The organism is Mesorhizobium calcicola (assembly GCF_042682105.1).
GTDB lineage: Bacteria > Pseudomonadota > Alphaproteobacteria > Rhizobiales > Rhizobiaceae > Mesorhizobium > Mesorhizobium calcicola.
Genome location: NZ_JBHUGY010000016.1, coordinates 136,925 through 156,409 on the forward strand (window position 1 = coordinate 136,925; position 19,485 = coordinate 156,409).

The 19,485-nt window shown below is 60.7% G+C and carries 17 protein-coding genes and 7 pseudogenes; 19 read left to right on the top strand and 5 right to left on the bottom strand.

All coding sequences use genetic code 11. The features are described from left to right. Positions 1 to 17: 17 nt before the first annotated feature. The 6 genes and pseudogenes from thiC to ACFSQT_RS39790 all read left to right on the top strand — a co-directional run bounded on the left by thiC (position 18) and on the right by ACFSQT_RS39790 (position 5,179). Positions 18 to 1,860: pseudogene (gene thiC / locus ACFSQT_RS09070) on the top strand (phosphomethylpyrimidine synthase ThiC). Beyond that, positions 1,857 to 2,860, top strand: a pseudogene (thiO, locus tag ACFSQT_RS09075) (glycine oxidase ThiO). The pseudogenes thiC and thiO overlap by 4 nt, the downstream one beginning before the upstream one ends. Next, positions 2,835 to 3,026: a sulfur carrier protein ThiS gene (thiS, locus tag ACFSQT_RS09080; protein ID WP_379018109.1), complete on the top strand. Its 192-nt coding sequence runs from the start codon at positions 2,835 to 2,837 to the stop codon at positions 3,024 to 3,026. Before thiO ends, thiS begins: the two are co-directional and overlap by 26 nt. A 1-nt stretch (position 3,027) precedes the next feature. Next, complete coding sequence (locus tag ACFSQT_RS09085; RefSeq protein WP_379018049.1) at positions 3,028 to 3,801, top strand: thiazole synthase; 774 nt, start codon at positions 3,028 to 3,030, stop codon at positions 3,799 to 3,801. Then, complete coding sequence (locus ACFSQT_RS09090; RefSeq protein ID WP_379018050.1) at positions 3,798 to 4,403, top strand: thiamine phosphate synthase; 606 nt, start codon at positions 3,798 to 3,800, stop codon at positions 4,401 to 4,403. The genes ACFSQT_RS09085 and ACFSQT_RS09090 overlap by 4 nt, the downstream gene beginning before the upstream one ends. Beyond that, a complete protein-coding gene (locus ACFSQT_RS39790; protein ID WP_465264323.1) occupies positions 4,394 to 5,179 on the top strand; it encodes a bifunctional hydroxymethylpyrimidine kinase/phosphomethylpyrimidine kinase in 786 nt (261 codons plus the stop codon). Before ACFSQT_RS09090 ends, ACFSQT_RS39790 begins: the two co-directional genes overlap by 10 nt. A 71-nt stretch (positions 5,180 to 5,250) precedes the next feature. Here ACFSQT_RS39790 and panC read toward each other — a convergent pair whose 3' ends face one another. Continuing rightward, positions 5,251 to 6,138 carry a pantoate--beta-alanine ligase gene (gene panC, locus ACFSQT_RS09105; protein ID WP_379018051.1) on the bottom strand — a complete coding sequence of 296 codons (888 nt, stop codon included), beginning with the start codon at positions 6,136 to 6,138 and terminating at the stop codon, positions 5,251 to 5,253. Further along, positions 6,135 to 6,980 (bottom strand): 3-methyl-2-oxobutanoate hydroxymethyltransferase, encoded by an 846-nt coding sequence (panB, locus tag ACFSQT_RS09110; RefSeq protein ID WP_095090525.1) that lies wholly within the window; start codon positions 6,978 to 6,980, stop codon positions 6,135 to 6,137. Before panB ends, panC begins: the two co-directional genes overlap by 4 nt. A 184-nt stretch (positions 6,981 to 7,164) precedes the next feature. On the opposite strand from panB, the gene ACFSQT_RS09115 reads away from it, so the two are divergent. Continuing rightward, positions 7,165 to 7,719 (top strand): DUF309 domain-containing protein, encoded by a 555-nt coding sequence (locus tag ACFSQT_RS09115; RefSeq protein ID WP_379018052.1) that lies wholly within the window; start codon positions 7,165 to 7,167, stop codon positions 7,717 to 7,719. A 57-nt stretch (positions 7,720 to 7,776) separates the two neighbouring features. Beyond that, positions 7,777 to 8,079, top strand: coding sequence for a hypothetical protein (locus tag ACFSQT_RS09120; RefSeq protein ID WP_379018053.1), 303 nt, complete (start codon positions 7,777 to 7,779; stop codon positions 8,077 to 8,079). Between the two features lie 3 nt (positions 8,080 to 8,082). Here the strand turns inward: ACFSQT_RS09120 and ACFSQT_RS09125 are convergent, their stop codons facing one another. The 3 genes and pseudogenes from ACFSQT_RS09125 to ACFSQT_RS09135 all read right to left on the bottom strand — a co-directional run bounded on the left by ACFSQT_RS09125 (position 8,083) and on the right by ACFSQT_RS09135 (position 11,020). Continuing rightward, positions 8,083 to 8,325, bottom strand: a complete 243-nt coding sequence (locus ACFSQT_RS09125) for a hypothetical protein (RefSeq protein ID WP_379018054.1) — start codon at positions 8,323 to 8,325, stop codon at positions 8,083 to 8,085. A 39-nt stretch (positions 8,326 to 8,364) separates the two neighbouring features. Next, the gene (pmtA, locus tag ACFSQT_RS09130) at positions 8,365 to 8,961 is read right to left on the bottom strand and encodes a phospholipid N-methyltransferase PmtA (RefSeq protein ID WP_095090311.1); all 597 of its coding nucleotides are present in this window, start codon (positions 8,959 to 8,961) and stop codon (positions 8,365 to 8,367) included. A 405-nt stretch (positions 8,962 to 9,366) separates the two neighbouring features. Beyond that, positions 9,367 to 11,020, bottom strand: a pseudogene (locus tag ACFSQT_RS09135) (MFS transporter). 80 nt (positions 11,021 to 11,100) lie between these two features. On the opposite strand from ACFSQT_RS09135, the gene ACFSQT_RS09140 reads away from it, so the two are divergent. The 11 genes and pseudogenes from ACFSQT_RS09140 to ACFSQT_RS09185 all read left to right on the top strand — a co-directional run bounded on the left by ACFSQT_RS09140 (position 11,101) and on the right by ACFSQT_RS09185 (position 19,463). Further along, on the top strand, positions 11,101 to 11,415 hold the full coding sequence (locus ACFSQT_RS09140) for a sigma 54-interacting transcriptional regulator (protein ID WP_245331285.1): 315 nt from the start codon (positions 11,101 to 11,103) through the stop codon (positions 11,413 to 11,415). Beyond that, a complete protein-coding gene (locus tag ACFSQT_RS09145; RefSeq protein WP_245331313.1) occupies positions 11,412 to 11,852 on the top strand; it encodes an AAA-type ATPase lid domain-containing protein in 441 nt (146 codons plus the stop codon). The genes ACFSQT_RS09140 and ACFSQT_RS09145 overlap by 4 nt, the downstream gene beginning before the upstream one ends. 154 nt (positions 11,853 to 12,006) lie before the next feature. Continuing rightward, positions 12,007 to 12,535: pseudogene (locus ACFSQT_RS09150) on the top strand (arsenate reductase (azurin) small subunit). 14 nt (positions 12,536 to 12,549) lie between these two features. Further along, positions 12,550 to 14,864, top strand: a pseudogene (locus ACFSQT_RS09155) (arsenate reductase (azurin) large subunit). A gap of 97 nt (positions 14,865 to 14,961) precedes the next feature. After that, positions 14,962 to 15,312, top strand: coding sequence for a c-type cytochrome (locus ACFSQT_RS09160; RefSeq protein ID WP_167392321.1), 351 nt, complete (start codon positions 14,962 to 14,964; stop codon positions 15,310 to 15,312). A 130-nt stretch (positions 15,313 to 15,442) separates the two neighbouring features. Further along, a pseudogene (locus ACFSQT_RS09165) lies at positions 15,443 to 16,357 on the top strand (molybdopterin molybdotransferase MoeA); the annotation flags it as partial. 114 nt (positions 16,358 to 16,471) lie between these two features. Further along, positions 16,472 to 16,639: a hypothetical protein gene (locus ACFSQT_RS39795; RefSeq protein WP_446685992.1), complete on the top strand. Its 168-nt coding sequence runs from the start codon at positions 16,472 to 16,474 to the stop codon at positions 16,637 to 16,639. A 115-nt stretch (positions 16,640 to 16,754) separates the two neighbouring features. Continuing rightward, positions 16,755 to 16,931: pseudogene (locus ACFSQT_RS09170) on the top strand (IS110 family transposase); the annotation flags it as partial. A gap of 459 nt (positions 16,932 to 17,390) precedes the next feature. Continuing rightward, entirely contained in the window at positions 17,391 to 17,636 is a 246-nt protein-coding gene (locus tag ACFSQT_RS09175) for an antitoxin VbhA family protein (RefSeq protein WP_143748890.1), read from the top strand. Continuing rightward, positions 17,629 to 18,270, top strand: a complete 642-nt coding sequence (locus ACFSQT_RS09180) for a Fic/DOC family protein (RefSeq protein ID WP_378924461.1) — start codon at positions 17,629 to 17,631, stop codon at positions 18,268 to 18,270. The genes ACFSQT_RS09175 and ACFSQT_RS09180 overlap by 8 nt, the downstream gene beginning before the upstream one ends. 632 nt (positions 18,271 to 18,902) lie before the next feature. Beyond that, the gene (locus ACFSQT_RS09185) at positions 18,903 to 19,463 is read left to right on the top strand and encodes a YagU family protein (protein ID WP_378924459.1); all 561 of its coding nucleotides are present in this window, start codon (positions 18,903 to 18,905) and stop codon (positions 19,461 to 19,463) included. The last annotated feature ends 22 nt before the right edge of the window (positions 19,464 to 19,485 follow it).

The window sequence follows — 19,485 nt, forward strand, 5'->3', positions numbered from 1 at the left end:
AGCAAAGGAGCCTCAAGATGAATGCCCTCACCCCCGCCGTGTCGACGGGACCACTGCCCGCTTCACGCAAAGATCCACAAATCCGGCGTCCTCCATCCGCACATCAAGGTGCCGATGCGCGAAATCTCCGTCCATCCGACGGCGGGTGAACCGCCCGTCATCGTCTACGATCCGTCGGGCCCCTACACGGACCCGACTGTCGAAACCAGCATCGAAAAGGCCTCGCCCGGCTTCGCCACGAATGGATTACGGCACGCGGCGATGTCGAAGCCTATGAGGGCCGTCATGTCCGGCCGGAAGACAACGGATTCGCGGCGGGCGAGCGCTTGACGCCGGAATTTCCGGTCCGCAACCGGCCCGCTCAGGGCCAAGGCCGGCAAGGCGGTGACACAGCTCGCCTACGCGCGCGCCGGCATCATCACGCCCGAAATGGAGTTCGTCGCCATCCGCGAGAACCTTGGACGCGAGATCATGCGCGGCAAGCTGCCGCGCGACGGTGAGAGCTTCGGCGCGGCGATCCCCGACTTCGTCTCGCCGGAATTCGTGCGCGACGAGGTGGCGCGCGGGCGGGCGATCATTCCCGCCAACATCAATCATCCCGAGAGCGAGCCGATGATCATCGGCCGCAATTTCCTGGTGAAGATCAACGCCAATATCGGCAATTCGGCGGTCACTTCATCGATGGCCGAAGAGGTCGAAAAAGATGGTCTGGGCGATCCGCTGGGGCGCCGACACGGTGATGGACCTGTCTACGGGCCGCAACATCCACAACATTCGCGAATGGATCGTGCGCAATGCGCCGGTGCCGATCGGCACGGTGCCGCTTTACCAGGCGCTGGAAAAGGTCGGCGGCATCGCCGAGGAGCTGACCTGGGAGGTCTATCGCGACACGCTGATCGAGCAGGCCGAACAGGGCGTCGACTATTTCACCATCCACGCCGGTGTGCGACTGCACTATATCCCGCTGACCGTCGACCGGGTCACGGGCATCGTCTCTCGCGGCGGCTCGATCATGGCTAAATGGTGCCTGCACCATCACCGGGAGAGCTTCCTCTACGAGCATTTCGAGGAAATCTGCGACATCTGCCGCGCCTATGACGTGTCCTTTTCGCTCGGCGACGGCCTTCGTCCCGGCTCGATCGCCGACGCCAACGACGCTGCACAATTCGCCGAGTTGGAGACGCTCGGCGAGCTGACGCAGATCGCCTGGGCGAAGGACTGCCAGGTGATGATCGAGGGCCCCGGCCACGTGCCCGATGCACAAGATCAAGCAGAACATGGACAAGCAGCTCGCCGTCTGCGGCGAGGCACCGTTTTATACGCTGGGGCCGCTGACGACCGACATCGCGCCGGGCTACGACCACATCACCTCCGGGCATCGGTGCGGCGATGATCGGCTGGTTCGGCACCGCCATGCTCTGCTACGTCACGCCGAAGGAGCATCTCGGGCTTCCCGACCGCAATGACGTCAAGACCGGCGTGATCACCTACAAGATCGCCGCGCATGCCGCCGACCTGGCAAAGGGGCACCCGGCAGCGAAAGTCAGGGATGATGCCCTTTCCCGCGCGCGCTTCGAGTTCCGCTGGGAAGACCAGTTCAACCTGTCGCTCGATCCCGAAACCGCGCGTTCCTTCCACGACCAGACCTTGCCCAAGGAAGCACACAAGGTGGCGCATTTCTGCTCGATGTGCGGGCCGAAATTCTGCTCCATGCGCATTTCTCACGACATCCGCGCCGAGGCGCAAAAAGAGGGCATGGCGGCGATGGCCGAGAAATATCGCGCAGGCGGCGACCTCTACATGCCGGCGGATGAGGCCGGCAAACCGCCTACGCCGGCGGAGGCGCATGAGCCGTCATGAAGGTCCTGGTCAAAGGGGCCGGCGTCGCTGGCCTCACCGCGGCCTTCGAGCTTGCCACGCGCGGCGCGACCGTGACCGTTGCGGAGACAAGGCATGGCCTTGGCGGCAATGCGTCGTGGTTCGCCGGCGGCATGCTGGCGCCATGGTGCGAGCGGGAAAGCGCCGAGCAGCTGGTGCTGGATCTCGGACGCGATGCCGCCGAATGGTGGGAGGCGGTGTTGCCCGGCCAGGTGACACAGGCCGGAACACTGGTTGTGGCCGCGCCGCGCGACGCGGGCGAGCTCGACCGCTTCGCCAGCCGCACGTCAGGCCATCGGCGTGTCGACGAAGACGAAATCGCGCTACTGGAGCCCGACCTCGCCGGTCGCTTCCGCCGTGGACTGCTTTTCCCCGACGAGGCTCATCTCGACCCGCGCCAGGCCATGACGGCACTCCATGACAGGCTCACGGCCATGGGTGTCGAATTCTGCTTCGGCGCCGACGCCCGGCATGCTTTGGGTTTCGATCGCTGGATCGACTGCACGGGTATGGCAGCGGTCGACGACAGGCTGCGCGGCGTTCGCGGCGAGATGTTGATCCTGCGCACGCCCGACGTCTCGCTGTCGCGCCCCGGTCCGGCTGCTGCATCCGCGCTTTCCGCTCTATGTGGTGCCGCGCACCGACTACCGTTTCATGATCGGCGCGACGATGATCGAAAGCCAGTCCGGGGGATCGATCACAGTCCGTTCGATGATGGAGTTGCTCGGCACTGCCTGCGCTCTGCATCCGGCCTTTGGCGAGGCTGAGGTCCTTGAAACCGGCGTCGGGGTTCGTCCAGCTTTTCCCAACAATCTGCCGCTGGTCGAAGCGAGCGGAGACACCGTCAGGATCAACGGCCTCTATCGTCATGGCTTTCTTCTGGCCCCGGCCATGGCGCGCCAGGCGGCCGAATTTCTCCTCAGCAAAGACAAACCCGTGGAGCTTGCCTCATGAAATTGACCGTAAACGGCGAAGCGCATGAGGTTGCCGCGACCACGCTGGCAGAGCTGCTTGCAGCGCTCGACTATGAGGGCGATTGGCTGGCGACGGCCGTCAACAGCGACCTCGTGCACAAGGCCAGGCGGGCCGAATTCCAGTTGAGCGACGGCGACTGGATCGAAATCCTCTCGCCGATGCAGGGAGGCTAGCATGTTCGAGCTTTTCGGGACGCCACTTCCCTCCCGGCTGCTTCTCGGCACGGCGCAATATCCTTCGCCGGCCATCCTTGCTGATGCGGTCACGGCGTCGGGCAGCTCCGTGGTGACCGTCTCCTTGCGGCGTGAGATGGCGGGCGGCAGGGCCGGCGAAAAATTCTGGTCGCTGATCCGATCGCTCGGCACGAAAATCCTGCCCAACACTGCTGGCTGCCACTCCATCAAGGAAGCGGTCACGACTGCGAACATGGCGCGCGAAGTGTTCGGAACGAGTTGGATCAAGCTCGAAGTGATCGGCAACCACGACACACTACAGCCGGACGTGTTCGGCCTTGTCGAAGCCGCCCGCATCTTGTGCGAGGACGGCTTTTCGGTATTCCCTTATACCACCGACGACCTCGTCGTCGCCGAGCGGCTGCTGGAGGCTGGCTGCAGGGTCTTGATGCCGTGGTGCGCGCCGATCGGTTCAGCCCTCGGGCCAGTCAACATCCCGGCGCTGCGCTCGATGCGCGGGCATTTCCCCAACGTTCCGTTGATTGTCGATGCCGGACTTGGACGTCCGTCGCACGCGGCAACCGTGATGGAACTCGGCTTTGACGCCGTGCTCCTGAACACGGCGGTCGCCAAGGCGGCCGATCCGGTCGGCATGGCGCGAGCATTCGCCAAGGCGGTCGATGCCGGCCGCGAAGCCTTCTGTTCTGGAATGCTCGAACCGCGCGAGGTCGCGATGCCGTCAACACCGACGATCGGAAGGGCAGTTTTTTCATGAAGCTCGATCCCTTCTACCTGATCGTCGATAGTGCCGCCTGGATCGAACGGCTGGTCCCACTCGGCGTCAATCTGGTTCAGCTTCGCATCAAGACCGTGGATAAGGCCGCGTTGCGCGCGGAGATCCGGAAGGCAAAGGCCTTGTGCGCCCAGCACCACTGCCAGCTCATCGTCAACGACCATTGGCGCCTGGCAATCGAGGAAGGCTGCGACTTCGTGCATCTCGGCCAAGAGGATTTGCAAAGCGCCGACCTCTCGCGGATACGGGCAGCCGGCCTAAGGCTCGGACTGAGCACCCACGATCATGCCGAGCTGGAAACGGCCATGGCGGCCAGACCCGACTACATCGCGCTCGGTCCGATCTATCCCACCATCCTGAAAAAGATGAAATGGGCGCCGCAAGGGGTCGAACGGATCAGCGAGTGGAGGCGGCGAGTCGCGCCGACTCCCCTAGTCGCCATAGGCGGCCTCAACCCTGACCGGCTCAACGGTGTCTTCGCGGCTGGCGCCGGCTGCGCGGCGGTGGTCACCGACATTACATTGAATGCCGATGCCGAGGCGCGCACGCGAGAATGGATCGAAAAGACAGACCGATGGCGCTGAAGCGAGAACCGCATGTACTTGTCGTCGGTGGATCGGACTCCAGCGGTGGTGCCGGAATTGCGCGCGACATCGAGACGATCTCTTCCATTGGCGTGCGCACCTGCCTTGCTCTCACTGCAGTGACGGTGCAGACACACGACACCGTCAGGGACATCCGTCATCTGCAACCCGGCCTAGTGGCCGATCAAATGCGGGCGGCACTTCAGGCCAACGAGGTGGCGGCCATCAAGATCGGCATGCTCGCAACCGCTGAGATCATCGCTGCCGTTGCCGCCGTGCTGCTCGAAATTCCGCAGGTACCGGCAATCCTCGACCCCGTGCTCACCTCGACCTCAGGCCGGGCGCTGCTGGAAGCCGACGCCGTCGTCGCCATGAAGCGTGAACTGATGCCGCTTTGCCGTCTCGTCACACCCAATCTCATCGAGCTGGCGCTCTTGGTTGCCTCGGAACTGGCACCGGATGAGGACGGCGCAGTGTTGCAAGGCCAGGAGCTGCTGAACGCCGGAGTGCAGGCCCTGCTGATCAAGGGCGGCCATGCAACAGGGACTTCGTTCGACGGATATCCTGCTGCGCTCCGGTCAAGAACCCATTCGCTTCGATGCGCCGCGTCTTGCAGTATCGATGCGTGGCACAGGCTGCATGCTTGCCAGCGCGATTGCGGCGCATCTTGCAAAGGCAAAGCGGCTCGAAGACAGTGTGCGCGAAGGCAAGCGGTTTGTGTTCGAGCAGCTTCAGAGGAATTCAACCGAATGACCGCAGCCCGCATGCCGAGTTGAGGCCCGTCGCCAGCTCGGCCGTTTGCAATGGGGAGACCGATATCTGGCTCCTTCGGCCCCGCGAAGGAGGGTCAGGCAGCGGCTTGCTTCAACGCTTGAACCGAGCGTTGCGCCGACTCCACCTCGACATTGTCGATCAGCCGCGTCTGGCCGAGCCAGGCGGCGACGAGCAGCCGCGCCGGTCGACCCGGCGTGGCCATCAGGGCAAGATTATCGCCGGCGCGAAGTTCGAGATACTCCACCCGCGAAAAGCCCGCAGCCAGGATCGCCTGTCGAGCCTCATGCAGCAGGCGCTCTACGGGTTCTCCGGAGCTTAGCCGCCCGGCAGTTTCGAACAGGATCTCTGCCAGTCGGGGCGCGGAGGGGCGCTCGGCGGCGGACAGTCGCGTGTTGCGCGACGACATCGCCAGCCCATCCGCTTCACGCACGGTCGGACAGGCGACGATCTCGATCGGAATATCAAGGTCACGCACCAGGCGTCGCACGACTTGCAGCTGCTGAAAGTCCTTTTCACCGAAAAACGCCAGATTGGCGCCGGTCTGCAGGAACAGCTTCGTCACCACGGTCGCCACGCCGTCGAAATGGCCGGGCCGGAACGCTCCGCACAGACCCTCGCTCACTCCGGTGACCGAAACCGTTGTGGCAAAGCCTTGCGGATATATGTCGGCTGCATCGGGAGCATACAGAATATGGGTGCCGACCGACGCGAGCTTGGCGGCGTCATCGTGCTCGGTGCGCGGATAGACAGCCAGATCGCCGGCACTGTTGAACTGTTTGGGATTGACGAAGAGCGTCACGATGACCCGGTCGGCCTTTGCAAGTGCGGCACGGACCAAGCTCAGGTGACCCTCGTGCAGGGCGCCCATGGTCGGCACAACGGCGACCTTGAAGCCTTCCCGGCGCCACGCGGCGACGATGCTGCGCAGTTCGGCAACGATCCGGACAATCGGAATGCTCATGCGGCTTCTCCTCCATTGACAGGACGTGGCACGTCGCCGAAGACGTGCTCGACCGCTGGAAAGCGGCGCTCGCGCACCTCGCTCGCATACGTCGCGATTGCTGCCTCGGCGGTCCCGGCAAGCTCGGCATAGCGCTTGACGAATTTCGGCCGGAAGGTTCCAAACAGGCCCAGCATGTCATCGACAACCAGGATCTGCCCGTCACAAGCCGGCGACGCGCCGATGCCAATGGTGGGGATTGCGACTTCCTGTGTGATCTGCCGGGCAAGCGCTTCGGGTATTTTCTCAAGCACGACCGCGAAGGCGCCCGCCTCGCTCACCGTGATCGCATCGCGCACGATGTGCTCGGCATCCTCGCCTCGGCCTTGGACGCGATAGCCACCGAAAGTATTGACCGCCTGCGGCGTCAGCCCGACATGACCCATCACCGGAACACCGCGCATGGCAAGAAACCGGATCGTCCCGGCAATACTCTCGCCGCCTTCGAGCTTGATCGCAGAACAACCGGTTTCGGCCATCAGACGGACGGCATTGCGGAAGGCCTGCTCGGGACTTTCCTCATAGGAACCAAAAGGCATGTCGACCACCATCACCGCCTTTTCCAGCCCGCGCCGCACGGCCTTGCCATGCATGATCATCATCTCGAGCGTCACGCCGACTGTCGAAGGAAGCCCATGGAGAACCATGCCGACGCTGTCACCGACCAGAACCACATCGCAGTGATCGTCGACCAGCTTTGCGATTGGCGTCGTATAGGCCGTCAGGCAAACAAGTGGCATCTTGCCCTTGCGCGCCGCAATGTCCGGCGGCGTCAACGCCTTGGCCGCTCCCGTTGCGCTCACCAGGTTTCCTTCCCTTGCGTCAACCGCGATGGAAGCGTTTGCCACAAATTTGTGCAGATGCGAAGAGAAAAATTTGCATCGCACAATAAAGCCGCGCGTCCGCCTTCCCACGCATTGTCGCCAACCGCCGGGCAATACAAGGACTTCGTATCGAGCCGTGACCATCCATGTGATATCCTGCTCCATGGCCATTGGTTCGAAATCGCGTCCTCGCCACCTGCCGAAAAAGAGCTTTCCTGCCTATGCGTACACTCCCGGCAGGCAGCCGCATCCCGTGCGCGATCCCGCTGGACATAGCTACCTTGTCGAGCCGATGCCGGTCGCCACAGATGCGGCGCTTGGCTCGGATCCATTCCTCTGGGGTCTCGACCTCTTCAATCACGGTTATTACTGGGAAGCACATGAGGCTTGGGAAGGTCTCTGGCAGGTTGCGGACCGAGGCGGCCCTTCTCGCGTGTTCTTTAAAGCATTGATCCTGTTGTCGGCAGCCGGCGTGAAGATACGTGAGGGCAAAACTGCTGCAGCGGTGCGCCACTCCCGGCGCGCCGCAATGCTGTTTCGTCGACTGAACGGCCCGTCGGAACATATTGTCGAAAACGCGCTTGGCCTCCCGCCAGCCATACTCGCCGACTACGCTGAAGCAGCGACAAGGCTCCCCGCCGCGTTGCGGGCCGTGCCATTTGGTCGGCCTCAACCAGTGTTTGATTTCGTCCTCGGATCAGATTGTCAGGGCCACTAATCCGCAAACAGTTGGGATGCAAAGAATGAAAGGTAAAATCCCGGGCGGGGATGGCGAGTGTTGCGGAATGGTCAAAAAGCTCCTCCAAGCAACAAAATACGGCTGTGGGTCATCAGCTTCGACAGCAACTCCATCATCGCCGACCTCGACCAACGTGGTGCCAAGATCGTCATTTCCCAGCATCCGCGACGAACCAAGCCGCTTCCCTTCGATGCCGAGATGTACAAGTGGCGTCATCTGATCGAGAATTTCTTCTGCAAACTCAAAGAGTTCAAACGCATCGCCATGCGTGCCGACAAAACCGACAAGAGCTTTGCCGCGTTCATTCACCTCGCCGCCGCCATCATAAGCTCCAGATGAATATCAACAGCCCTTAAAGCGGCTGAGCACCACATCCAGGCGCCGCTTGGCGGCTTGGGCCGTCTCTAGACGCTCTCGGTTTTCTCCGACCACCTCCTCCGGCGCGCGAGCAACGAAGTCTGGGTTGTCGAGCTTTTCGGAGAGTTTTTTGATCTCAGCCTCCAGACCACTGACCTGCCTCGCCAGTCGCATCCGCTCTGCTTTAAGGTCGATAAACTCGGCCAGCTCTCGCTCTGCTTCAGGCACGATTTCGCGGAGCGCGCAGCGCGTTGGCTGCGTTCAGAGTCAGACCGCTCGTCGGTAAGTCCAGAGCTGCGCGGGCGGGATATTGCGGACGACGAAATCGTAGTGTGACACGATGTAGCGGTCCGGCATCTTGATCACTGGCGACAATGGTCCGTAGGTGATTTGCATCACTGGCCTGCCAGCAGGGATGCGGGTCAGCAAATCCTCAAGCAAGGCGATGCGCAGCTCCATCGGGAAGCTCAACATCGGCACCGCGCTTATGACACAGTCGAACTGTTCGGCATTTCGTTCCGCCAGCACTTCACCCAGCGAAAAAGCATCGCCCAATCGAAAATCTACGCACGGAAAACGTAGGGTGAGGCGATTGTAGAAATCCTTCGAATATTCGACCGAAACCAGCTGCTGTGGCTTCACGCCCGTGTCCAGGATAGCCTTGGTGATTACCCCGGTCCCTGCCCCAAGCTCGAGAACTGGCATTCCGGACGCTGGCCTGATCACGCTAGCCATGCGGCGCGCCGCATGAACAGAAGTCGGCATGAGCGCGCCCACTCCTTTTTTGTCCCTTTGCCAGCACCGGAAGAATTGCACTTCTTCCTCAAACTTCCGGCCGAGGCGCTCCTTCAAGCGAAAGACCATGTCTACTCCCTGCTACGGCTATTCATCCGCGTCGCTTTGACGGACGGACGTTTGGACAAGTTTTTCGACATTTACAAGCCCCGCTGACGGCGTTGAAACGGCGCCGGGGTTTGCGTCGGCCGGAACGAAGACCGGTCGTTCGACTCCATCGGGACCGCCAGCACCGTTCGCGTCTGCATCGCCAGTCCTCATCGTGGGGTTCCTGTCTACGAAGGCTGGAAGGCGAAGCCCAAGCCGGCCAGACTCTGTGGCCAAGCGCGGCGTCACCAGAGCGACAATTCGCAACTGCTGGGCACCAACGCAAAAGGATCGAAGCCAAATCGGCGGGAATTCGCTGATGGCGAGAGCCTTGTCCATTCCCGCGCTTCGTGTCTCGCCGAAAACGGTCGTTGGCGTTGGATGAGATCACCGTCGGAAAAAGAAACCTGTCGATTGATCCCGCTTACGGGTCGCTCCCGTCGGTCGCTCGATCGACAGCCTCGTGCGAGGTGGAAGCTCGCCCACGTTCAATTCGAGCAGCCGCTGATCCAACTCCTTGTCCGCCGCTGTGAGGCGATGGTTCAAGCGAAGGTAGTCCATCCAGGTCGGCGTGCGGAATGTCTCTGTCCACTGGGAAGGCTCCTGGAGATCGCGCTGAAGGTTCCAGTGCCGGGCACCAACACGGCTTTGCACTCGCCGTCGTTCGCGCATCTGTTCCAGGAAGGCTTCGACGTTCGTCTCCGGGATTGAGTACTCGATCTTGACGACGATCGGCCCGCTTCTCGACTTCAAGTCCACCGCGACCGCAGGCGTTTCGAAGCCAAGAGGATCTTGGTCAGAATCTTTCCATTGACGAATAGGCAACAGTAACCCGGTGAAGGCGACAAGCAGGAGAGCGCCAGCGGAGCTCTCCAGCGCCACGGTAAGCGAATAGTTCTCAGCCACCGTGCCCCACAGCCAGCTGCCGGCCGCGATGCCGCCCGACGAGAGGGCAGAGTAGATCGAGAGCGTGCGACCAACGACCCACCTTGGGCTTGACAGTTGCACGCTCACGTCAAGCCCCGTCCAGGTGACGACCCAGCCAGCGCCGCCGAGCGCCAAAGCAATAGCCGCCACCGCCAGTGAAGGCGTCAGGGCAAGCGAAAGACAACAAGCAGCGCAGGCGATGCAGGCCAGTGTCGTCAGACGCTCTTGGGACAGCGACCGTCGCAGGATGTTGTTGCAGATGCCGGTGCACAAGGCGCCCGTCCCGAAGCCGGCCATCAGGATACCATAACCGATCGGTCCTCCCCCCAATTGATCGCGGGTGACCAGGGGCAGCAGCGCCAGTATGGAGATGCTAGTCAGGCCGAAAAGCGCTCCGCGCGCGATTGCCGCCTTGATCTCTCCCGACAGCGCCGTGAAGCGCGCTCCGTCATGCATAGCTGTGGTCAATGGCTCGCGCGGAAGAGGCGAAGAGCGCACATTCCATTTGCAGCGCCCAACGGTCCACAGCAGCGTCAGATAGGTCAGCGTCGCGATGGCGAAAGCCGTCAGTGGTCCGAAGGAGGCAACGACGATGCCGCCGAACGCCGGACCGATGCTTCGCATGGCGTTGTAGCCGACCGAGATCAGTGTGACCGCGGCTGGAACATCCCGCTTTCGCAGGATGTCACCGACCGAGGCGTGCCAGGCAGGGTCGGTGAAAGCGGCGCCGCATCCGGCCAAACAGCTGAATGCGAGGATCATCCATGGATTGTAGAACCCCAGCGCCACAGTAGCAGTCAGCATCGTCGACGACAAAGCTATCACGCACCAGCCGAGCATCATCACATTGGCGGCGGCTGAAACTGTCGGCAATGGCCCCGGCGAAGATCGACAGAATGAATACGGGCAGCGTCCTCGAAGCCTGCACCAGGGCGACCATCACGTCCGAAGTCGAGATGGTTGCCATCAGCCAACTGATCGCAACGGTCTGCATCAGCCAGCCAAGACTGGATACCTGTTTCGCCAGCCAGATCGGACGAAAAGTCGGACTCTCGAGCGGCGCAAACGTTGCCGACGAAACTGGATTGGCTTCCTCGCGCGCCACCCTGCTCATGGGGCTGAGCCTCCCCCCGTCCGATTGTGCTGGAGATTTTCCTCTGGGTGTGAACGGTCGTTAAAAACTGCGGTTATTCGGTGCCGAGGATTGGGAGTAAGATTTTCGGGCATGAGAAAGGGGCGTTCACCGGCGCCCAGCAACGGCACCTCGGCTATGCCGAGCGAGCTGGAGCAGGCACGTTATTCCTGGATGAAATCGGCGACATGCCGATGCCCGCTCCAAGCCAAACTTCTACGGTGATCGAGGACGGAAGCTTCAACCGAGTCGGTGGCGAGACCCCCTGCAAGTTTCGTGCACGGGTCGTCTCGGCCACGCATCGCGACCTTGGTCAGCGTGGCGGACCATCAGGCTTCCGCGAGGACCTCGATTTCGGCTTGCCGTGTTGCCGGTGACAGTCCCGCCCCTGCGCGAGCGCCATGAGGACATCACCTGGCTGCTCGACCGATTTCTGGAAAATGCGGTGAGCCGGTCTGACGTGCGCATCCGCGGATTCAGCGCGTTGGCGCAGGAAGCAGCTCTTGCCCATCGCTGGCCCGGAAATGTGCGGGAACTGCGGAACAGGGTCGAACGGGCGGTCGCCTTGTCAACCAGCGAATGGATCATGCCGGGCGACCTGTTCCCGGAACGTGCGGCAAAATCAGAAAATACGACCTTCGCTCCGCTGGCCGATGTTCGTGACGCGGCAGAACGACGTCAGATCGCGCGGGCGTTGGACGAAACCGGCGGCCAAATCGCGAAGGCAGCCGCACTGCTTGCAGTCTCCCGGACTACTCTTTGGGAGAAGATGACGCGGCTCGGCCCCGCCGATCGGGCGCGTTCGACTTCCTGAACCTTCGGCAGCGCAGCATGTTCGGATTTCCGGACGTGAAGCAGGAGTTTCCCGTGTTTTCTCCACGCTCTTTCGATGAAAACCAACATTTTCTGCGGTTGGCACAAGCGTTGCAGAGCTCTTGGCGAAGAAGTTCGCCCAAAGGGAGGTTTGCATGGATCGTTGCAACAAGCTGGTCGACGTCGGCCGGCGTCAGTTTCTAAGGGGCGGGGCATTTGCTGCTGCCCGGATGGCCACGGCCGTTGCACTGCCTGTGCAAGCCCAGACCAAGGCTGCCCCTGGCCTGGCTCTTGTCGAATACCCCTCCAACAAGCTGGCCAACATTGCCGACTTGAAGCCGAACGAGCCGTTCGACGTCGGCTGCCCCGATGAAAATGCGCCCGGCGTGTTGCTGAAACTTGGCACCAAGGTCGACGGCGGCGCCGGCCCGGATGGCGACATTGTCGGGTTCTCGACGACCTGTCCCCATAGGGGCTTTCCGCTGAACTACAACGCGGACGATCATTCCTTCAATTGTCCCGGCCACTATTCGCGCTTCGACGCCGATGCCGGCGGCAAGCAGATCTGGGGCCAGTCGACGGCCCAATCTTCCCCAGTACGCACTTCGCATCGATGCCAAGGGCGACATCTACGCCGAGGGTGTGGACGAGCTGCTGTATGGCCGCCTAAGCAACGTACTTTAAGGGAGGATCGGATCATGGCTTACAAACGTCACGTCGCCCGTCTGCCGATCATTCCGGCCGACGCCAAGAAACAAAACGTCACCTGCCATTACTGCATCGTCGGTTGCGGCTACCATGCCTACACTTGGCCGGCGAACAAGCAGGGCGGCACAGCTGCCGCTTCGAACGCTTTCGGGGTCGACCTTCCCAGCAGCAACCTGCCGAGACCGACGCCTGGTATGCAGCCTCGATGTACAACATCGTCAAGCAGGACGGGCAGGACGTGCATATCGTCCTCAAGCCCGATTCCGAGTGCGTGGTGAACTCTGGTCTCGGTTCGGTGCGCGGCGCACGCATGGGCGAACTGCGCTACTCAACCGCCCGTGGCTCGCAGCAGCAGCGGCTGACCAGCCCGATGGTCTGGCGTTACGGGCAGATGCAGCCAACATCGTGGGACGACGCCCTGGACCTCGTGGCAAGGGTCACGGCGGCCGTCATCAAGGATCAAGGTGAGGACGGTCTGTTCATTTCCGTGCTCGATCATGGCGGCTCGGCCGGCGGCTACGAAAATACCTGGGGCACCGGCAAGCTCTATTTTGGTGCGATGAAAATCAAGAACATCCGCAGTTACAACCGGCCGGCCTACAACTCCGAAGTCCATGCCACCCGCGATATGGGTGTCGGCGAGCTCAACAATTGCTACGAGGATGCCGAACTGGCCGATACCATCGTGTCGGTCGGCAACAATCCGCTCGAAACCCAGACCAACTATTTCTTGAACCACTGGATTCCGAACCTGCGCGGAGCTTCCATGGACAAGAAGAAAGCACAGCTGCCGGGTGAATCCCACGCCAGCGGGCGGATCATTTTCGTCGATCCGCGGCGGACCGTGTCGATCAACGCCGCCGAAGCCGAGGCCGGCAAGGACAACGTCATGCACCTTGCCATCAATTCCGGCACGGACATGGTGCTCTTCAACGCCTGGCTCACCGAGATCGCCAGCAAAGGCTGGGTCGACAAAGCCTTCGTTGACGCCTCCGCGAAAGATTTCGACAAGGCGGCTGCCGCCAACAAGACGTCGCTTGAGGACGCGGCGAAGATCACCGGGCTGACGGTCGACCAGATCAGGCAGTCGGCGGCCTGGATCGCCGAACCCAAGGACGGCAAGCGCCGGCGGACGATGATCGCATACGAGAAGGGCCTCATCTGGGGCAACGAGAATTACCGGACCAACGCGGCGCTGGTGAACGTGGCGCTAGCAACCGGCAATGTCGGTCGCGAGGGTGGGGGATGCGTGCTCATGGGCGGCCACCAGGAAGGCTACGTGCGGCCGTCCGACGCCCATGTCGGCCGCCCGGCCGCCTACGTCGACAAGCTGCTGATCGAAGGCAAGGGCGGGGTCCACCACATCTGGGCCTGCGATCACTACAAGACCACGCTGAACAGCCACCAGTTCAACATGGTCTTCAAGAAACGCACCGACATCGTGAAGGACGCCATGAATGCCGTGCCTTATGGCGACCGCGATGCGATGGTGAAGGCAATCACCGACGCGATCAGGGCCGGTGGGCTATTCTCCGTCGACATCGACATCATCCCATCGAAGATCGGTGCTGCCAGCCACGTCTGGTTGCCGCCGGCCGAATCCGGCGAGATGAACCTCACCTCGATGAACGGCGAGCGTCGGATGCGGCTGGTCGAACGTTACATGGACCCACCCGGCTCCGCCAAACCGGCTTGCCTGATCGCCGCAGGCCTTGCCCAGCATATGGAGAAAGTCATCCGCGAGGGCGGCGACGCCAAATATGCCGACCAGTTCAAGGGCTTCGACTGGAAGACCGAGGAAGACGCGTCCATGGACGGCTACCACCAGAACGCCAAGGGTGGCGAGAACGTCACCTATGAACGATTGAGGGCCATGGGCAACAATGGCTTCCAGGAACCGTCGACCGCGTTCATCAACAACGGCCGCGCCAACCTGGTCTGGCAAAATGCCTTTCTCGACCAGGACAGCGAGTTCGTCACGGATCGGTGGCCGTATCCGTTCATCCAGATCAGCCCCGACGACATGAAGGAGCTTGGGCTAAACAACGGCGCTCTTGTCGAGTTCAACAATGAAAGTGGCTCGACACAGGCGATGGCCTATCCAACGCCAACCGCCAAGAAAGCCGAGACTTTCATGCTGTTCGAGTTCCCGACAGGCGTAGTCGGCAATGTCATCAACGCCGGCACCAACGAACTGATCCTGCCCAACTACAAACAGACCTGGGCCAACATCCGCAAGATCTCGGATGCCCCCGAAAGCGTGAAGCACCTGTCCTTCAAATCCACGGAGTATCAGGCGAGCTAAGTTCGACGCTGCCGCGAGCCGACGCCCGCGGCAGCAACCGTGCCTTCAATCCAAAATGGAGAGTTCCTGCGTGAAACACCTGCTCGTCGGCGCCACTATGATTTTGGCGTTACTGCCGCCGGTCGCCCTGGCCCAGGATATAGAGGCCGGCAAGATGGTCTTCAAAAAATGTGCCGCCTGTCACAACGCTGATACCGATGCGAATAAAGTCGGACCAACCCTGAAAGGCGTGGGTGGGCGAGTAGCCGGGACCGTACCCGGCTATTCCTATTCGAAAGCCATGAAAGATGCGGGCGCGGCCGGTCTTGTCTGGGACGAGCCTAACCTCACGGAATATCTCGCCAATCCCAAGGCGAAAGTGCCGACGAACAAAATGGGGTTTCCTGGCCTCAAGAATCCCGACGACATCAAGAACGTCATCGCTTATCTCAAAAGCCTGTCTGGCTAGACGCCCTTTGGCGGGAGTGGTGCGTGAGCAAACGCAAGGAGGAGCGATCGTGTTTCATGCCGCGAACCGCGTTTTGCCAGCCGACTGCTCCGCAGCGCAGAGCGGCAAAACCATTGCTTTTGAAGCCGCGGTGGCCAAGGCCGTGGCGCTCGCTCACACTGTCCGCTACCGGGAACATCTCTCGCTGGCCGCGTCATTGGGGCGGGTCTGCGCGGTAGCCATTCATTCCCCGATAGCGCTCCCGCCCTTCGATAATTCCGCAATGGACGGGTTTGCGGTGCGAACGTCGGATTTCAACGGGGACGGCCCCTGGACATTTCGGGTGGCAGGCCGGGTAGCAGCTGGCGATGTGCGGGCGCATGACCATCTGGATCCGCGAACGGCGCTTCGTATCTTCACGGGCGCACCCGTGCCGGCGGGGTTCGATGCCGTGGTCATGCAAGAGCAATGCGAACGCTCCAGTGACATGGTGACCGTATTCGAGCGACCGCGACGCGGCCGACATGTCCGCCTCGCCGGCGAGGACGTCGGTGCGGGATCTGAGCTCGTTACGCGGGGCAAGGCTCTGTCTGCCAGGGACTTGACCTTGCTGGCTGCCGTGGGGATCGCTGACGTCGAGGTGCTTCGAAGGATCCGCATTGGGCTTCTGTCGACAGGCTCCGAACTAAAGGAACCGGGCGAGCCCCTCGCGCACGGCCAAATCTATAATTCCAACAGGGTTATGTTGCGCTCGCTGCTGGCGGCATGCCCTTGGGCAGAAGTGGTCGACTTTGGCATTGTGCCGGACAGTCCGGACCGCCTCGCCGATGCGGTCGAGCGGGCGGTCGCCTCCTGTGACGCACTGGTGACGACTGGCGGCGTCTCGGCCGGCGAAGAAGATCATATGATTGCCGCCGCGCTGCAGCACGGTGCCCGCCTCGATGTCCTTAAGGTGGCGATGCGACCAGGCAAGCCGTTGAAGGTTGGGACAATCCAGAGCAAGCTCTTTGCCGGACTACCGGGAAATCCCAATGCGGCGCTGGTCGCTTTCCGGCAAATCATTCTGCCGGCGTTACGCAGATTGGCTGGCCTCACCGAAGTCCAACCGCACTGGTTTTCCGCGGTGGCCGGTTTCACCTGCAAGAAGCGTCAGGGCCGGACCGAGTTTGCGCCTGTCCGCATTTCCGGTCGCTCCGAAACCGGTGAACCTATGCTTGAGCTGATCGAACGTGGATCCTCAGCCAACTTGATGGCAATTGCTTTGGCCGATGGCATTGCCCTCTTTCCGGCTGAAGTCGCCGAAATCACCGACAGCATGCCGCTGCGCTACGAGCCTTTCTCGAACTAGATGCCGTAATGGGCCGGCCTTCGCGAGCATAGCCAGGTTGGGTGGCTGTCCCTCAGAATGATGGTGTTGAAACGGAGTCCGGGCGATCGGCTCCAACATCATGAGAGGAACAGCCATGGAACATTATGCGGGAATCGATGTCTCTCTGGACGAGAGCAGCGTGTGCATTGTTGACGCGACCGGAACGATCATGCGCGAGGTCAAGATCGCCAGCGAGCCGGAGGCGCTGGTCCGCTATTTCGACGAACTGGAATTGTCTGTTAGTCGCATTGGGCTCGAGGCCGGGCCATTACGGCATCTAGGAAGGAATTCGAGGCACTTTTCGAGAGATCGGTCGTCGTGGGTCAAGGTGCTGGAGGAACTCGTCTGGTGGGTGGATCGCCTGAAGGAGGAGGAAGGATCCAGGCGCGTATGGCGGCTTCCAATGGGATTTGACGGTGTGCGAAAGTTCGGCGATCAGCGCCATCACGCACGTCGGAAGGCGGGGCGGCCATGCTGGCGCCGCGGCGGCAAGGCGAGGAACGCCAGACGAGCCGACGCTATCCGAATCCCTATGCGAATCTTCCCAGGATCGTAGCGTTGCCGCCAAAGCGGCACCCGGCCATGGCGCTGGCGGCCGAGTGACCGGCGGTTTGGGCGGGCTATTCCGACATCATACCCAAGGCCCGATTTGAAGGAAGCTCCATTTGTTTCCTGCGGCTGAATCGCTTATGTTAAGGGCATGTAGGCACGAAACAGGAAATAACGGTTCATGGGAAAGATTGCCGTCAAAAATCGGTCGATGGACGATAGTCGCCTCAGCGAATCTCTGAACCCAGGGAGCTTCGGCAAGCATAGTCGTCATGAAGACATGAGGCAGATCGCGGCGATATCAGGGTTTGAGGGGTTAACCCCGTCTCCGGCGTTCAAGGCGCTTCGGGAGCGCTACATTTCTGGCGAGATTTCGATCAAGGAGTTCCGGAAGGAGATCGATTCCCGCTGGAAACGGAATGGCTGACCCATATCTCGTTCCAGGCTCTGAAGGGCTCCTTCGAAACGAGATCGGCCTGACAACGATCGAGGAACTTTGGGAAGCCGAGTACCATTATGCCGAAGTGGGGGCAGCGGAGCTGTTCGCTTCGCAGCGAAACATCCGAATCTCCATGCGTGGATGGCGAACCGTCCACAAGGTTCTCTTCCGGGATGTCTATGACTGGGCCGGCGAGTATCGCACGGTCTTCCTCATCAAGGACAACGAACGGGGCCGATCCCGTTTCTGCGAACCCTCGCGCATCGAGGCCGAAGGGACTCGAGTGCTTGATGGACTCAAGGCTACGCTTCGGCACCTCGATCATGCCCCATTCGAAAAGATCGCCGAGGAATTCGCTGGCGCCTACGTCGACCTCAACCAGGTCCATCCATTCCGTGAAGGCAACGGGCGATCCCAGAAGGTCTTCTTCTCCTTGATCGCGCGCCGTTATGGAATCCAGCTGAACTGGGCTGAGATTTTCCCGGAAGAGCATAACAAGGCCGCCGTCGACGGGTCATTCGGCGAACTTGGCCTGATTTGTCAGCATTTCAGGTCGATCGCCGAACGAAGGTCAGGGAATACGGTCACTCTCTCGTATCCTGTGCGCCAAGAGAACGATTAAGAAACTGATGCCCGGTCAATGTCCAGACCGTTTAGCAAGCAGCAATTACCTGAGACGGAACGAGACTGCCTTCCCCGAATCATGAAGCTGTAGGCAGCTGCATCCAGCCTGTTGACATTAACCAATGTTCCGCCGAATCTCCAGTAGGGAACGATACCTTCCCTATCCAATCACCCAACATCTTGCGGTCCCCTGAGCGAAAGGGATAAGCGGTTGAAAAACGTCGCGCTACCAATCTGGTGAACTAACGTATGCCGCTCTTGACCATTCCGAAATCAGTTCGGTCTCAGAAACACCCATAGGGCAGCGTGCATCGGGAGGCGGTTTCATTGAGCTTATCGAAGAGGTGTAAACCAAAGTATGCCGATTTTAGCATCCGAGAATGCTCACTTTCCCAGCGCACAATAGGAACCGGGACTGCAGCGTTGCTAAATAGTAGCGAAGGCTTCGCGAAAGCCTAACCAATAATTGGTGGCTCAACCCGGCCCGTTCTGAAGGGGACGGGGAGGCATTCCTAGCGAATATCGCCGCAAGCCGACCCCGCGAGTTTCGAGTAGGCACGGGAAAATGAGCCCCGTCAGACCATGATCTCAAGCCGTTACGGATATCAAAGAAATAAAGGAAGTCCCATCATGCTGGAGCGCCAAATTAATCTCGGCATAATAATTTGGACGACAATCATTGGCGGCTTTTTTAGCTCGCTAGTTAAATGGGGCTCTGAGGTCAATATGCCGCCTCGGATGCCGGGCGAGATCTCTCCTCCGGCAGCGCACATTGATGCGTGGCTCGGGTGGCTTGGAGTTAATTCTCATTCTCTGGATTACGTATACCAGGGAGTAAAAATACCAGGGGCAGTCACGCTATATCATTGGTTGTTCAGCTTTATGTTTGCGTTTGTATACGTTTTTGTTTCAGCCTTTTTTCCAAAAATTAGACTCTGGCATGGCGCTCTCTATGGATTGACCATCGCAATTGTCATGCATGGGTTTTTAATTCCCCTACTTGGTTTCAGAAATCCGTCCTACGCAAACGGTGCAACGGGATGGCTGTGGAATCTGAATAGATATGAGTTGTGGAGCGAGATCCTCGGGCACATTTACTGGTCGGTTTCGATCGAAGTCTGTCTGATTGCAGTCCTTGCTCACTTCTCCAGGCCGCTTAAGGGAGCGTGGGTCGACGTAAATAGGGCGTAGCTGCTCCCGCGTTGCGGTCTTA